Raw genomic sequence first — 14323 nt, forward strand, 5'->3', positions numbered from 1 at the left:
TCATGACTTCTCTGCTCTCCGTTCGCAATCTCGAGACCTGGTACGGCCCCGTGCGTGCACTGCACGGCGTGAGCCTCGAAGTGCAGGCCGCGCAGATCGTCACGGTGCTGGGCGCCAATGGCGCCGGCAAGACGACCTTGCTCAACACCATTGCGGGCGTGCTCGCGCCCTCCAACGGAACCGTCGAGTTCGAGGGACGCCCGATCGGCGGCAAGGACGCCGACGAGGTCGCTCGAGGCGGCGTGGTGCTGGTGCCCGAAGGCCGCCAGATCTTTCCGTTCCTCACCATCGCGGAGAACCTGCGCATGGGCGCGTTCGCCCGCAAGGACGCGGAGATCGCACGCGACATCGAGCAGATGTACGACTGGTTCCCGCGCCTGCGCGAACGCCAGCGCCAGCAGGCCGGCCTGCTTTCGGGCGGCGAGCAGCAGATGCTGGCGATCAGCCGCGCGCTGATGGGGCGACCGCGCCTGCTGCTGCTGGACGAGCCGTCGCTGGGCCTGTCGCCGCTGTTCACAAAGGACATCTTCGCCATCATCCGGCGCATCCGCGAGCAGACCCGGACCGCCGTGCTGGTGGTCGAGCAGAACGCAGCCATCGCGCTGGCCACCGCTGACCACGGCTATGTCGTCGAACTGGGGCGCGTGGCCGCCGCCGGAAGCTGCGAGGCCCTCTCGCAGCGCGAAGACATCAAGGAGTTTTACCTGGGTGGCGCTTCGCACCACCTGCCGCAAGGTGTCGCTGGCGGGATCCGGCCCGCACGGCGACGCCCTTCCTGGAACTGAGAAAAGGACCCTGCCATGATCATCGACCGCCGAACCCTTCTGAAGACAAGCCTCGCCGCCGTGGCGCCGGGCGCCCTGTGGACCGCGACATCCGCGCGGGCCGCGGGCGTGGGCGACAAGGAACTCGTCCTTGGCACGCACCTGGACCTTTCCGGACCGGTGGCGATCGGCATGCCCGTGATCCGCAACGGCATCCAGATGCGCATCGACGAGGCCAACGAGGCCGGCGGCATCAACGGCCGCAAGCTCCGGCTGGTCATCGAGGACAACGCGAGCCAGCCGTCCCAGGCGGTGCGCGCCGTGGACAAGCTGATCCGCAAGGACGAGGTCTTCGCGCTGCTCTGTCCGTTCGGCTCGGGACCGAACGTGGCCACGGTCAAGAAGGCGGTCGATGCGGGCGTGGTCTGCTTCGCGCCGTATGCGGCCTCGGGCCTGGTGCGCCAGGCGGCCGGCCAGACGCCGCTGCTTTTCACCACCAACCTGAACTACGACAGCACGACCTCGTCCGCCGTCAAGTGGGCCACCGGCACGCTGGGCAGCAAGAAGGTCGGCTTCATCTACCAGGAAGGTCCCTTCGGCGACCTGGTCGGCAAGGGCGTGAAGGCGGCGCTCGCAGCCAAGGGCATGCCGCTCGTGGCCGAAGCCAGCTACAAGGTCGGCGATCTCGATTTCTCCTCGCACGTCGCACGCATGCAGGCCGCGGGCGTGGACCTCATCGTCTGCGCGACCACCACGCGAGAGACCATCGCGGTGGCGGCCGAGGTGAAAAAGCTCGGCCTTGCGGGCGTCAACGTGCTGACCGCCAGCCCGGGCCGTGCGGGCCTCACCGTCGCCCTCGGCAAGGATGCGATGGAAGGCGTGTACGGCGTCGGCACCTGGCGCATCGCGACGCCCGACCAGTCCACCGCCGCGGAAAAGACATGGGCCGAGGCCTACCGCAAGCGCTTCAAGGCGGAGCCCGACGACGTGGCCGCCGCCTTCTACGACTACACCAGCTGGTTCCTGCAGGAGGTGCGCAACGCGGGCCGCGACCTGACGACCGACAAGCTGGTGAAGGCGCTGCAGGCATCCACTTTCAAGGGCGTGGCGTCGTACGACACGCAGCGTTTCGCCAACAACCACATCGACCCCGAATGGACCCGGGTCGAACAGGTCGTGCAGGGCCGCTGGACCGCGCGGTCCAGCGTGGTCGATCCGGCCAAGAGCGCCCTGTGATCCACGTGTCGGCTTCGCTGGCCGCGGACGAGGCGCGCCTCGCGACGCTGCCCCAGCTGTGGCGGCGCCGCTGCGCCGAATGGGGCGACAGGCCTGCGCTGCGCCACAAGGAGCGCGGCATCTGGCAGGGGCTGTCCTGGAGCGGCTACTTCAGCGAAGCGCGGGCCATCGGACTGGCCCTGGCCGATGCCGGCCTTCAGGCCGGCGAGGTGGTCTCTGTGCTCTCCGACAACCGGCCCCGGTGGCTGGTCGTCGACATGGCCGCGCAGGCCATGGGCTACGTCTCGCATGGCATGTACCCGTGCAGCACGGCCGCGCAGGTAGGGCATGCGCTTGCCGAGGCCGGCTCGCGCGTGGTCTTCGTGGAGAACGCCGACCAGCTGGTGAAGGTGCTCGCGGTGCGCGACGCGTGCCCCGAACTGCGCCACATCGTGGTGCTCGAGACGCGCGGCCTGCTGCGCTTCACCGACCCGCAGGTCAGCGCCTACGACGAATGGCACGCGCGCGGAACGCAAGCCGCGGCCGGGGAACCGGCGCTGTTCGACCACCGCATCGACGCAGGCACCGGCGAGCAGGTCGCGTTCCTCGCGAGCACGGCCGGAGCACCGGCCCGGCGCGGCTGGTGGCCCGGCGCCAGCACGACGTGCTGCGCGAAGTGCGCACCATGAGCCATTGGCTCCAGCTGCGCCCGGGGGACCGCGCGCTGTCGATCATGTCGCTGGCGCAGTACGGCGAACGCATGCTGGCCCAGAAGGCCATGCTCATGCATGAAACCTTGCTCCACCTGCCGGAGAACGGGGCCACGGTGTTCAACGACATGCTGGAGGTCGAGCCGCACTTCCTGTTCGCGGCGCCGCGCTTCTTCGAAAAGCTGCAAGGCATGACGGAGCTGTTCATGCAGGAAGCCGTGCCTTCGGCCCGCAGCGCGTACGCCGCCAGCCTTTCGCCGGGCCGGCCGGGCTGGCTGCAGCGCAGGACGCGCGGGCGCATACGTTCGGCCCTGGGCCTTGGCAACGTGCGCGTCGCGCTCGTGGGCGGGGCTTCCAGTCCCGCACAGGTCGCCGACTGGTTCGACGCCATCGGCGTTCCGATGCTCGACTGCTACGGCATGGCCGAGGCCGGCTTCTGCAGGATCGTTCCTGCCAGCAGCGCGCAGGAAGCCGCGTCCGCGCCCATCGAAACAGGCACGCAGCTCAAGCTCGCGCCCGACGGCGAAGTGCTGGTGCGCGGCCCGGTCTCGCGCCCGGTCTACTGGGTGCGCGGAAAGCCCGGCGCCGCCGCATCCCTTGCGGACGGCTGGCTGCGCACCGGCGACCTGGGGCGTGTCGACGAACACGGCCGCTTGCAGCTGCTGGGCCGCGTGCGCGCGCAGGCCATCGGCGCCGGAGGCGAACACATCAGCCCGGAGATTGCGGAGGATGCGTTCCGGCTCAGTGCCTACATTGCCGATGCGATCGTCGTTCCGGCGGAAGACGGGCATTCGGCCGCGCTGCTCGCGCTCGACGAAGAGCGCATCAGGAAGCATGCGCAGCAGCACCGGCTGCCCTTCACCGACTACGCGAGCCTGCTCGGCCTGCCCGAGATCACCGCGCTCATCACGGCGCAGGTGGACATCGCGAACGGCCGATTGCCCGAGCGCCATCGCGTGCGCACGGTCCGGGTCATCCCGCGCTCGCTGCACCAGGGCGACGAAGAACTCACGCCTGCGCTGCGCCTGAACCGCAGCGTCGTGGCGAGCCGCTACGCCAACCTTTTCACCGAACCCCTTGGAGTCTGATTCATGAGAGAAGCCGTCATTGTTTCCACCGCGCGCACCGGCATCGGCCGCGCATTCCGCGGCGCACTGAACAACATCAAGTCGCCCACGTTGATGGGCCATGCGATCCAGCACGCGGTGCAGCGCGCGGGCATCAACCCCGGCGAGGTGGAGGACGTGGTCATCGGCAGCGCCATGGCCGCCGGCACCGCGGGCATGAACATCGGACGCCTCGCGGCGCTCGCGGCGGGACTGCCCCAGTCGGTGCCTGGACAGACGATGGACCGGCAATGCGCCTCCGGGCTGATGGCCATCGCCACAGCGGCCAAGCAGATCATCGTCGACGGCATGGACGTGACCGTGGGCGGTGGCCAGGAGAACATCTCCGCCGTGCAGAACCCGTTCGTCAAGTGGGTGGGCGAAGAGGCCGACCCGCTGCTCATCGCGCGCGTGCAGCATGCCTACATCCCGATGCTGCACACGGCCGAGATCGTGGCGAAGAAGTACGGCATCTCGCGCGAGGCGCAAGACGCGTATTCCGCGGAAGCGCAACGCCGCACCGCGCTGGCGCAGGAGCGCCACCTGTTCGACGACGAGATCGTGCCGATCACCGCACGCATGGCCGTGGCCGACAAGCAGACGGGCGAGGTCAGCTATCGCGACGTTACGCTCGGCCGCGACGAGGGCAACCGCCCCGACACCACGCTCGAAGGCCTTGCCAGTCTCAAGCCGGTCATCGAAGGCGGCGTGATCACCGCGGGCAATTCGAGCCAGCTGTCGGATGGCGCCTCGGCCTGCGTGCTGGTGGAGCGCACGGTCGCCGAGCGCCGCGGGCTCAAGCCGCTGGGCATCTACCGCGGCATCGCCGTCGCCGGCCTCGCACCCGAGGAGATGGGCATCGGCCCGGTCCTGGCGGTGCCCAAGCTGCTGAAGACCCACGGGCTCAAGGTCAGCGACATCGGTCTCTGGGAACTGAACGAGGCCTTTGCCTGCCAGGTGCTGTATTCGCGCGACCGGCTGGGCATCGATCCGGAGAAGCTGAACGTCAACGGCGGTGGCATCACCATCGGACACCCCTACGGCATGACCGGCTCGCGGCTGGTGGGCCATGCGCTCATCGAAGGCAAGCGGCGCGGCGCGCGCTTCGTCGTGGTGACGATGTGCGTCGGCGGCGGCATGGGTGCCGCGGGCCTGTTCGAAGTGGCCTGACGCAGGGAGCAACACCATGACCTACCAGATCCCGCTGCGCGACATTCAATTCGTCCTGCACGAGCTGCTCCAGGTGCCGGCCATGCTGGAAGCCTGCGGCCAGCCGGAGCTCGATGGCGAGACCATCGACCAGGTGCTCACCGCGGCCGGCCAGTTCGCGTCCGAGGTGATCGCGCCGCTCAATGGGCCGGGCGATGCGCACGGCTGCAGCATGCCTTCGCCCGGCGTGGTGCTGACGCCGCCGGGCTTCAAGAAGGCCTACGACGAATTCACGAAGAACGGCTGGCCAGGACTGGCTTGCAGCCCCGAGTTCGGCGGCCAGGGCTTTCCTTCGGTCGTGGCCAACGCGGTCTACGAAGTCTTTGGCGGCGCGAACATGGCCTGGGCCTCCTACCCCGGCATGTCGCACGCCACTTATGTGAACGTGTCGGCCAACGGATCGGACGAACAGAAGGCGCTCTACCTGCCCAAGATTGCCTCGGGCGAGTGGGCCGGCACCATGTGCCTGACCGAGCCCAATGCGGGCACCGACCTGGGCCTGATGCGCACCCGCGCCGTGGTGCAGCCCGACGGCAGCTACAGCATCACCGGCAGCAAGATCTTCATCTCGGGCGGCGAGCAGGACCTGACCGGCAACATCATGCACCTGGTGCTCGCACGCCTCGCCGACGCGCCGCCGGGCGTCAAGGGCATCTCGCTTTTCATCGTGCCCAAGTTCATTCCCGATGCGAACGGCGCGGCCGGCGCACGCAACGGGGTGGTCTGCGGCTCCATCGAGCACAAGCTGGGCATCCACGGAAACTCGACCTGCACCATCAACTTCGACGGCGCGACCGGCTGGCTGCTGGGTGCGCCCAACAAGGGGCTGGCGGGCATGTTCGTGCAGATGAACCACATGCGCGTGCTCGTCGGCATGATCGCCATCGGCCTGATGGAAGCGGCCTACCAGAAGGCCCTGGCCTACGCGAAGGATCGGCTGCAGGGCCGCACCAGCGGCGCCAGATCGTCCGGCGAAGCGGCCGATCCGATCATCGAGCATGCCGACGTGCGCCGCATGCTGCTCACGCAGAAGGCGAACATCGAGGGTGCGCGCGCACTGGCGCTGTGGACCGCGCAGCTGAGCGATCTCCAGCGCCTTCATCCCGACGCCGCGAGGCGCAACGAGACGGCCGAACTGCTCGGCCTGCTGACGCCGCTCGTGAAGGCGCTGTCGAGCGACCTCGCGGTGGAAGGCACGCTGCTCGCCATGCAGGTGTTCGGTGGACATGGCTACATCCGCGAGAACGGTGTCGAGCAGCACCTGCGCGACGTTCGCATCGTGGGGCTGTACGAGGGCACCAACGGCGTGCAGGCCATGGACCTGCTCGGACGCAAGGTGCTGGCCGACCAGGGCCGGCAGATGGGCGTCTTCCTGGACATGGCCGGCGCGTTCGCCGAGACCTGCGGCCCGCGCGAGGCGATGCGCGAGTTTTCGGAGCCGCTCGCCGCCCTGGCCGCCGACATCCGCCAGCTCACCGGCGAGCTCGTGGCCACGTCGGCGCACGACCCGCATGCCGCGGGCGCGGCCGCTGCGCCCTACCTGCGGCTGGTCGGGCACCTGGCCCTCGCCTGGACCTGGGCGCGCATGGCCGAGGTGGCGTTGAGGAATGCGGACTCGACCGACCCGATCTATGCATCGAAGATTGCCACGGCGCGCTTCTACTTCCAGCGGCTGCTGCCGCAGACGGCGGCGCTGTGCGGGGAGATCCGGGCCGGGTCGTCGGCATTGATGGAGCCGGCCGTTGACCTCTTTTGACCGTGTGGTGTGCAGGTTGACGTGACTTCCTGCGCATGTAGTGCAACTTCTGCAGCTTCCATCGCGGCAAGGTCGACAGTAAAGCAGCGAACACGGGTCAATTTCCTTTACGCTCGTGCTCTTCGCCAGGACCTCACAAGGCACGTGCCATCGTTGCTCTCGTGTCCATCTACGAAGCCTTCGTTTGGAAAACTCAGTTGCTCGAGTAGACAAGACGGCTAAACGTCGCAGCGATCGGAGGAGATTGCTTTACACAGGCGATTGAAATATTTTCTAAAGGTCCGTTGCCACCGAAAGCCTCAAGGCTTCGGCAGCGGGAAGTTCTCAGGGAGTTGAGTCGATGAGTCAGAAGTCGAGTGGCGCGGGTCACGAAATACGAGCGCGCCTGCTTTCCATTTCGGCGCAGTACAGCCGGGCACAACCGGCTAGGAGCGCAGTTCAGTTAACCCTCACCTTTAGCCTATGGCTGGCAACCTACGTGGCGGGACTGGCATTCGGAGGAGGGTCGCTGCTCGGAGCGGTAGCCTCAGCAGCCGTTGCTGCCGTGTTCGTTGTCCGGCTTTTCATGATCCAGCATGACTGCGGCCATCGCTCGTTCTTTTCTTCCGACCGCGCGAATGACATGCTTGGCTTTTGCCTGGGCGTGGTGACGATGACGCCGTACCGATGCTGGCGCCGATTTCATGCTCAGCACCACAGCACTTCCGGCAACCTTGACCAAAGGGGATTTGGCGACATCCATACGCTGACTACGCGGGAATACGAAGCCCTTACTCCTGCGCAGCAGCGGCGATATCGCATCTATCGACATCCACTGGTTCTGTTGCTGATTGGGCCCCCGTATCTTTTCATTCTGCGCCAGCGGACCACTTACAAGGTGCCTCTCAACTGGAGAGCCGAGCGCCGCAGCATTCATCTCACCAATCTCGGTTGCTTATCCCTGCTGGTGCTGCCATGCGTTTTCTGCGATCCGATTCGCGTGATCGTCTTTCACCTCACCATGATGTCGTTTGCGGCGATCGCAGGCGTGTGGCTCTTCTACATCCAGCACCAATTCCCCAATGCGTACTGGCGCCACGAGGGCGAGTGGGAGTCCTGGCAAGCCAGCATGGAGGGGGCAACATACTATGACTTGCCTGCATGGCTTCGATGGGTCACCGCGAGCATCGGGCTCCACCACATCCATCACTTGGACGCGCGAATCCCGAACTACCGGCTCTACGAATGCTTCAAGAAGCATTCGGAGTTTGGAAACCCCCCACGCATCACGTTTCTCCAGAGCATTGCCTGCCTGAAACTCCGGCTGTGGGATCCGCTTTCCGGCAGGATGGTGCCACTGCCTCGTGCGGACAGCAAAGCCTGAGCAGGGAGGAAATCCAGTGAGCCTCTCCGTCTTGGGAAATTTGACATGCGGATTCGCAGGCGGTTATCTCGTCGCGAGTCTCATCGAGTCCGCCATGCATCAACATGTGTCGGACGCACCGAAGAAAACGGTCAAACGTTGGGAGCGTTTTCCACGCCTCTTTCGCTACCTGATCCGAACGCGGTATTCGCACCACATTGTCCACCATCGCAGAACATTCAAGCAGGACCACATCACACAGTTTCGGTCCATGTCGGAACAAGAAGCGCTGGATCAGGAACTGGCTGATCGCGGACGCCACGGTCGCATCATCCAGCGTTCATCTTACGCAGTTCGCTTGCATGGAAGCGGCGCACTGGTCTTCGTTGCCCCGCTGTTGCCGGCCGTTCCCCTTACGGCTTTCACCTTGGGTGTGTGGGGGACGCTGGGTTGCTGTGCCGCCTTGGCACTCCCACCGCTATTCAGTCATTTCATTCACCCATTTCTGCACATGCCGCACTCGAAAGCGATGCGCGAAGCGCCTCGTTTGACGGCGTGGCTATTAAGGCGTTGGTACTTTCGTTCGATGGCTCGCAACCACTACATGCACCATCGCTACTTGGCCTCGAATTTCAACCTTGTTCTTGGCGGCGATGTGTTACGCCGGCGATACCGCTCTCCTACCGAGAGTGACCTTGGAGAGATGCAGCGCCTGGGCCTGCGGATCGACTGACCCTTTCACGAATTCCGCAATGAACCTGCTTCTTCGAATGCTCTGGGTATGGCTCCTTTCACTGCGCCGCGATCGATTGCCGGTTGGCGTGGCGGAGAGCCGCCTGCGCCTCATCACGCTGCCCAACGATCTCGACCTCAATCTGCACATGAACAACGGTCGTTATCTGACGATAGCCGACCTGTCTCGGGTCGATCTGTTTCTACGGACCGGCCTTGTGTCGGTCATGCGAAAGGAGAAGTGGGCGCCGATCATCGCGGAACACGCGATGATTTATAGGCATTCGCTGAGGCTCTTCCAGCGGTTTGAGGCGGTGATGCGACTGACTCACTGGGATGATCGCTACTTCTATATGAGCCACTGGTTTCTGGTAGGGGAGCGAGTAATGGCAGAGGGTACATCTGCCGGCGTCATTCGCGGACGTGACGGCGTTGTTGCACCGGAACGAGTTCTTGAACGACTTCGGTTCGAGCGGAGATTGACATGACCACGGCGCGGGCTGCGGACCGCACCGTTTTAGCTCCGACACGAGCGTGGTCCGCAATGGAAGTCGCCGCGTTCACTACTCGACTGCGAACTGAACTCCGCGAGGCAGGAGTGTTCAGAAATGACGACGCGGGCTACTGGGTGCGCGGCCTGTGGGTGCTCATCGTCACCGCTTGCGTCTGGATTGCATTCCTCTCTGCCGATGCGTGGGCCGCACGAGCGGCTGTTGCCATCCTGGCCGGATACATCGGCGTGCAGTCCTCGGCCATTGCGCATGAGGCGGGGCACGGAGCTGTCACGCGCGACAGAAAATGGAGTTGGTTTGTTGGCCGGCTCTTTATGAGCACGATCATCGGCGCGTCCTACAGCGCTTGGATTGGTCGCCATGGCCCACACCACGTCCATCCCAATTCGCGCAAAGACCCGGACGTTCGTCCGTCGCTCTTCAGCTTCAATGAGACCGACGCCATTGCTGCCAAGGGGTTGGCCGCGTGGTGCACCCGAAAGCAACACGTTCTGTTGATTCCCCTCTCAACACTGATGGGCTTCTCGCTGAAGATCGCGGGCTGGAAGCACGTCGTGCGGAGGCCGGCAGCAGAATGGGTCGATCTCACACTTCTGATCCTTCACGCCGCCATATGGATCGTCTTGCCGGCGTTCTGGATCGGAATCGCAAACTCCTTGCTCAACTATGTGCTTCTCACCTGGGTCGAGGGCGCGTACCTGGCGTTCGTCTTCCTTGCAAATCATCTCGGAGGGCCAACCAGCGAGGAAGCCTGCGCCTGGCCACCTTCCTTGCGGCAGATCGTCACCGCGCGGAATCTGCCTTCCAACAGATTGCTGACCCATCTATGCATCGGGCTCAATACGCACATCGAGCATCACCTGTTCGGCAATCTCCCTGCGACGCGGCTGTCGGAGGCTCGCAATATTACCCGCCGCATCTGCCAAAGCCATGGCGTACCTTACCGGGAGTGCACGTTGGGTCAAGCCTTCGCGGAGGTGCATCGGTACAACCGGCGCATGGCAGACGCTGCCCGTCAAGCTCAGCGATCGCGTAGATCTCTGGCGTGCGAAGCCGGCGGCTGAGGAGCGCTGCATGGGTCTTCTCTCTGTCGCTGATGGATGTCTTGGAAAACTCGACCAGTGCTACTTCGCGTACCACTGTTTTCGCCACCGCAGGTCGCCCGCGATGTTCCATCTAGGTTGGGGTAGTCACGAGGCCATCGCGGCCGTGAACGCCGATTGGCAGTCTCCCCGAGAACCGTCTGTACCCCATATCGAATGGGACACCGACTGGACAGCGACGGCCGGCGACATGTGGTTTCGCAATGGCAGTTTCACAACCCCTGCGCACCACGCGCATCTGCCGGATGAATCGCGAGTTGCTTACCTTCGTTTCGTGCGTCCCACCCGCGCCGTGGGTGGCCCAGTCGTGGTGCTGACGCCGACGTCGAGCGAGGTGGGTGTCGACGGGCGCCTCCCCATTGCGCGTGCGCTTGCGAAGCTGGGGGTCTCGACAGTGCTGCTGGAAAGTCCTTTTATGGGGCGCCGGAAGCCGCAGGCCCAGCACGGAGCGACCCTGTCGCATTTTTCAGACTTCTTGGTTTTGAGCGCGGCGTGCATCGAGGAAGCACGCGGCGTACTTGCATGGCTTGGTGATCAATCTTTCGACAACATCTGCATCGGAGGTATCAGCAAGGGCGGCTACCTCGCAGCAGTGGCCGGCCTGCGTTCGCCGGTGCCCGTGCAAGTTGTGTCGCTCTTGGCACCGCATAGCGGAGTACCAGTGCTGCTCGATGGCCTTCTTGGACGTTTATGCGATTGGAGTTTGTTGCAAAGAACCAGTGGTTCCCAAGTGCCGGTTCGACAACAAATGGAAGATGTCTTCGAGCAAACTAGCCTCGAGCGATTGCCATTCCCCGATTCGGTCCGACGATTGACGCTGATCGGCGCGCGGCGGGACCACTATGTACCTGCCCAATCTTACGAGCGCATGCAACAACATTGGGCTGGAAATGCGACTGTGCGATGGTTGTGTGGTGGGCATGTAAGCAGTATCGCGGAACGCGGGCACCTGATCCGCGCTCTCACAGAATCGCTGGATCGATCTCGTCCCCTCACTTCCTTATCAGCTACCTCATGAACAAGCGCGCACAGCGGCTGCCGCCTGCACTGCCTTCCCATTTCATCGAGCCGGCTCGTGCATGGGCTATGACGCTCTTCGTAATCTACGCCATGGGACTCGCGTTCGGACCGGGTTTACTCAGCTATTGGATGATCGCTTACGCGGGCTGGTCCATTCCTGCGTTGCTGATCCCAGTGACGGCGCTCACAGTGGCGGCCGGATTCGGCTTCTACGTGGTGGGGACCATCGCCCATGAGGGATTCCACTTTACGCTCGCTCGGCACAAGCTCGCGAGTGCGCTGATCGGAACTTGGTTCAGCGCGGCTGTGTTCGCGTTCTTCGGCGTGGGTTTCTACCTGATCCACAGTCGTCACCATCGGCATACAAACGCAGTCGATGATCCAGACTTTCAACTTTTCTCCAAGTTCAACAGCACTTGGCAACGGTTGCTCGTACTGCGTCTCGTCAACAACCGAGGCTATCTGAAGCTGGTTGCAAGGCTGCTGATCAAGAACGAACTGCCAGCAGGCATCCACACCATCTTCAGCCTTGCGGAGTTGAAGTTCCTGGCGATCGTCAATGTGGCTGCCCAGTTGTTCTGGATCGGAGTCTATGTGACGCTCTTCACAACGAATCCGACCTTGGGATTGTGCGTGGTGCTGCTTCCGCATGCAGCGACCGCCGCCATCAGTGCCACCATCGTGTTCGTGCAGCACGCCGACACTGGTGACCAACTGTTCGACAATTCGCGCAGTCATTCATCTCCATGGGCCACCTTACTGATGGGCGGGACTAATTACCATCTGGAGCACCATCTCTATCCTAGGGTACCCTGTTGGAGGCTGCCAAGGGTACACCGATGGCTGCAGAAGACGGAGTGGGCACTCAAGAATCCCCTGCTTGCCGAACACCGTTTTTTCGCAGGGCTTGCGCTGGTTGCCGGACATCATCGCTACGGAAGCGCGGCGGCAAGCCAGTCAACGGCTCGCCGCAACTGATTTCGAGTGCGTCGGGTATGCATCGCTCGTCGTAAATTGCTGAACAAGTCTTCGACCCGTTCGCAATAGGACCGGCTCACCGGGCGCAGCGAGCCGGCCAGTGGTCCGCCGCTCAGACCAGCGCAGGCTCCAGGAACCCCGCGAGCCGCTGCACGATCAGCTGCTCGGCTTCGTCCATGATGCGGTCGATCAGCTCCTGCACCGTCGGAATGTCGTTGATCAGGCCGACCACCATGCCGCAGCTCCAGGCGCCTGCATCCATCTCGCCCGCCAGCATCACCCGCGGGTAGACGCCGGCCACCTGGTCCATGATGTCTTCGAACTTGAGGTCGGCGCCCTTTTCCTTCTCGATCCTGATCAGCTGCTCCACGGACGAATTGGTCAGCACGCGCTCGGTGTTGCGCAGCCCTCGCATCACGAGCCGCGTGTCCAGCTCGGTGGCGGCCACGATGGCGTCCTTCACGTTCTGGTGGATCGGCGCTTCCTGGGTCGCGACGAAGCGCGTGCCCATGTTCATGCCCTCGGCGCCCAGCGCCAGCGCCGCCACCAGGCTGCGCGCGTCGGCCATGCCGCCGGAGGCCACGAACGGGATCTTCAGCTCCTCGGCGGCGCGGGGCAGCAGGATCATGTTCGGCATGTCGTCCTCGCCCGGATGCCCGCCGCATTCGAAGCCGTCCACGCTCACGGCGTCGCAACCGATCGCCTCGGCCTTGAGCGCGTGCCGCACGGAGGTGCACTTGTGGATCACCCTGATGCCGGCCTTCTTGAGCGCGGGCATGTAGGCCTCGGGACTGCGCCCCGCCGTCTCGACGACGCGCACGCCCCCTTCGGCGATGGCCGCGATGTACTCGGGATAGGGCGGCGAAGACAGGGTCGGCAGGAACGTGAGGTTCACGCCGAAGGGCTGGTCGGTCATTTCGCGGCAGCGGGCGATTTCCTTGGCCAGCAGCTCGGGTGTGCGCTGCGTCAGCCCCGTGATGAGCCCGAGGCCGCCGGCATTGGAGACGGCCGCGGCCAGCTCCGCGAAGCCCACGTAGTGCATGCCGCCCTGGATGATCGGGTGACGGATGCCGAAGAGTTCAGTGATGCGTGTTTTCATGTGTCTTTCACCAGGTTTCCATGTAGGGGCGCAGGTCCAGCTCGAAGGTCCAGGCATCCCGGGGCTGGGTGTGCAGGTACCAGTAGTTCTCCGCAATGTGCTCGGGGTTCAGGATGCCGTCCTGTTCCTTCAGTGCATATCGTTCCGGAAAGTTGCTGCGGATGAACTCCGTGTCGATCGCGCCGTCGACCACGATGTGCGCCACATGGATGCCGCGCGGGCCGAGTTCGCGTGCCATGCTCTGGGCCAGTGCGCGCAGCGCGTGCTTGGCGCCCGCAAAGGCCGCGAAATTGGCCGAGCCGCGGATGCCGGCCGTCGCACCGGTGAAGAGAATCGTGCCGCGCCCTCTCGCAACCATCCGGCGGGCGACCTCGCGCGCATTCAGGAACGCGCTGAAGGTGGCCATCTCCCAGATCTTCATGTACTTGCGCCCGGTCTCCTCCAGGATGCTGCTGGGCACGTTGGCGCCGATGTTGAACACCATCACCTCGATGGGTCCGCGTTCCTTCTCCACCTGGTCGATGAGGGCGACGACATCTTCCTCCTTGCGCGCATCGCTGCCGTAGCCGAACGCCTGGCCGCCGGCGGCACGGATGCGCTCGATGGCCGGTTCGAGCTTGTCCGCCGAGCGCCGCGTCAGGCACGCGGCGTAGCCCTCGCGGGCAAAGCGCGCGCCAATGGCGCTGCCTGTGGCGTCACCGGCGCCGACGACGAGAGCCACACCGCGGTGGTTGGCTGGTTTGTCCATGCGTTCTCCTTTAAGAAACGGTCGTTAAG

14 protein-coding genes are annotated in these 14323 nt (G+C 64.5%); 12 read left to right on the plus strand and 2 right to left on the minus strand.

Annotation, left to right across the window (positions count from 1 at the left end; genetic code table 11):
* Nucleotides 1-2 precede the first annotated feature (2 nt).
* The 12 genes from ABID97_RS27815 (at nt 3) to ABID97_RS27870 (ending at nt 12447) form a co-directional block, all read left to right on the plus strand.
* On the plus strand, nt 3-785 hold the full coding sequence (locus ABID97_RS27815) for an ABC transporter ATP-binding protein (protein ID WP_354402583.1): 783 nt from the start codon (nt 3-5) through the stop codon (nt 783-785).
* 15 nt (nt 786-800) lie between these two features.
* Complete coding sequence (locus ABID97_RS27820) at nt 801-2000, plus strand: ABC transporter substrate-binding protein (protein WP_354402585.1); 1200 nt, start codon at nt 801-803, stop codon at nt 1998-2000.
* Nucleotides 1997-2668, plus strand: coding sequence for an AMP-binding protein (locus ABID97_RS27825; RefSeq protein WP_354402587.1), 672 nt, complete (start codon nt 1997-1999; stop codon nt 2666-2668). The genes ABID97_RS27820 and ABID97_RS27825 overlap by 4 nt, the downstream gene beginning before the upstream one ends.
* Nucleotides 2623-3777 carry an AMP-binding protein gene (locus ABID97_RS27830; protein WP_354402589.1) on the plus strand — a complete coding sequence of 385 codons (1155 nt, stop codon included), beginning with the start codon at nt 2623-2625 and terminating at the stop codon, nt 3775-3777. Before ABID97_RS27825 ends, ABID97_RS27830 begins: the two co-directional genes overlap by 46 nt.
* A 3-nt stretch (nt 3778-3780) precedes the next feature.
* Complete coding sequence (locus ABID97_RS27835; protein WP_354402591.1) at nt 3781-4965, plus strand: acetyl-CoA C-acyltransferase; 1185 nt, start codon at nt 3781-3783, stop codon at nt 4963-4965.
* A gap of 16 nt (nt 4966-4981) precedes the next feature.
* Nucleotides 4982-6760: an acyl-CoA dehydrogenase C-terminal domain-containing protein gene (locus tag ABID97_RS27840; RefSeq protein ID WP_354402593.1), complete on the plus strand. Its 1779-nt coding sequence runs from the start codon at nt 4982-4984 to the stop codon at nt 6758-6760.
* A gap of 340 nt (nt 6761-7100) precedes the next feature.
* Entirely contained in the window at nt 7101-8123 is a 1023-nt protein-coding gene (locus ABID97_RS27845) for a fatty acid desaturase (RefSeq protein WP_354402595.1), read from the plus strand.
* A gap of 16 nt (nt 8124-8139) precedes the next feature.
* A complete protein-coding gene (locus ABID97_RS27850) occupies nt 8140-8835 on the plus strand; it encodes a hypothetical protein (protein ID WP_354402597.1) in 696 nt (231 codons plus the stop codon).
* A gap of 19 nt (nt 8836-8854) precedes the next feature.
* Complete coding sequence (locus ABID97_RS27855) at nt 8855-9322, plus strand: thioesterase family protein (protein ID WP_354402599.1); 468 nt, start codon at nt 8855-8857, stop codon at nt 9320-9322.
* Nucleotides 9323-9378: 56 nt separating this feature from the next.
* Nucleotides 9379-10410, plus strand: coding sequence for a fatty acid desaturase family protein (locus ABID97_RS27860; RefSeq protein WP_354402601.1), 1032 nt, complete (start codon nt 9379-9381; stop codon nt 10408-10410).
* 10 nt (nt 10411-10420) lie between these two features.
* On the plus strand, nt 10421-11467 hold the full coding sequence (locus ABID97_RS27865; RefSeq protein ID WP_354402603.1) for an alpha/beta hydrolase family protein: 1047 nt from the start codon (nt 10421-10423) through the stop codon (nt 11465-11467).
* Nucleotides 11464-12447 carry a fatty acid desaturase family protein gene (locus ABID97_RS27870; protein WP_354402605.1) on the plus strand — a complete coding sequence of 328 codons (984 nt, stop codon included), beginning with the start codon at nt 11464-11466 and terminating at the stop codon, nt 12445-12447. The genes ABID97_RS27865 and ABID97_RS27870 overlap by 4 nt, the downstream gene beginning before the upstream one ends.
* Before the next feature lie 112 nt (nt 12448-12559).
* Here ABID97_RS27870 and ABID97_RS27875 read toward each other — a convergent pair whose 3' ends face one another.
* Both ABID97_RS27875 and ABID97_RS27880 read right to left on the minus strand, forming a co-directional pair.
* The gene (locus tag ABID97_RS27875; RefSeq protein WP_354402607.1) at nt 12560-13546 is read right to left on the minus strand and encodes an NAD(P)H-dependent flavin oxidoreductase; all 987 of its coding nucleotides are present in this window, start codon (nt 13544-13546) and stop codon (nt 12560-12562) included.
* A 7-nt stretch (nt 13547-13553) separates the two neighbouring features.
* Entirely contained in the window at nt 13554-14294 is a 741-nt protein-coding gene (locus ABID97_RS27880) for an SDR family oxidoreductase (protein WP_354402609.1), read from the minus strand.
* Nucleotides 14295-14323: the final 29 nt, after the last annotated feature.

This window comes from Variovorax sp. OAS795, assembly GCF_040546685.1.
In the GTDB taxonomy this organism is placed as follows: Bacteria; Pseudomonadota; Gammaproteobacteria; order Burkholderiales; family Burkholderiaceae_C; genus Variovorax.